Origin of the sequence: Mucilaginibacter achroorhodeus (assembly GCF_007846095.1) — a bacterium.
GTDB classification, from domain to species: Bacteria; Bacteroidota; Bacteroidia; order Sphingobacteriales; family Sphingobacteriaceae; genus Mucilaginibacter; species Mucilaginibacter achroorhodeus.
Genome location: NZ_VOEI01000014.1, coordinates 1 through 1,030 on the forward strand (window position 1 = coordinate 1; position 1,030 = coordinate 1,030).

Sequence of the window (1,030 nt, forward strand, 5' to 3'; positions counted from 1 at the left end):
CTCGCAATTGTAAAGGTCAATTAATTCGGTAACAGAATTAGCTTTAAAGAATAAAGCAATATTGTTATGCGGAACATTAATAATGACCTTACGTTAAAGCGGAATTATCTGAGCAAATACCGTTTTCTGATCAGCGAATACGAGCAGGTCAAACGCAGGGAACATCCTGTTTATCGCTTTGCCATGGATTTCTATTTGGCTCATGATACCGATGCCCGAGCGTTTTTGAAATACTACAATCTGTTCAAACAATCGGGCAATGAGCTTGATCTGCTCCCGCAGAAGCGCGGGCCGAAGTACGGCAGTCGCAGGCCTTCTCCGGTTGAGGAACAGCAAGTGCTCGAATTGCGGGATAAAGGCTGCAATAAGTTCGAGATCAACAGCCAGCTCAGGCAGAAATCCAATACCTTTACACCATCGCCATCAGGTATTTACAATATTCTGAAGCGCAATGGGCGTAACCGTTTAAAACCGGTTGACAGGGAAATCAAACAAAAGATCGTCAAGGAGCGCATGGGCCAGTTAGGACATATCGATTGCCATCATTTAAGTAAAAGCGTTATACGCGGACAAAACAGAAAGCTGTACCTGCTTTGCGTACTGGATGACTACAGCCGCCTGGCATGGGCACAGGTGATGACAGATATCACAGCACTCACTACGATGTTCACCGCAATGCATTGCATGCAGGCGCTCAAACGGGAGTTCGGCATCCAGATGGAGGAGATCATTGCAGACAACGGACCGGAGTTCGGAACGGCTGTAAGTCAAAACAAAATGAACCACCCCTTTGAGCGTATGCTGGTCGAAACAGGTATCAAAAGAAGATATATGAAACCCTACCGGCCGCAAACTAACGGCAAGGTTGAACGCTTCTGGCGGACGCTCAAAGAGGACCTGATCGAAGATACAGACTTCGATAGCCTCCAGGAGCTGGAAGATGAACTGCTTAAATACCTCATGTACTATAACTGGGAAAGACCTCATCAGGGTATCGGTGGAAAGAAACCTATTGATATGGCTACCCTAA

General features: G+C 46.3%; 1 protein-coding gene. It reads left to right on the plus strand.

Translation table 11 applies throughout. The features are described from left to right. Positions 1–66: 66 nt before the first annotated feature. A partial coding sequence (locus FPZ42_RS19075; RefSeq protein WP_146273465.1) for an integrase core domain-containing protein occupies positions 67–1,030 on the plus strand: 964 nt, incomplete at its 3' end.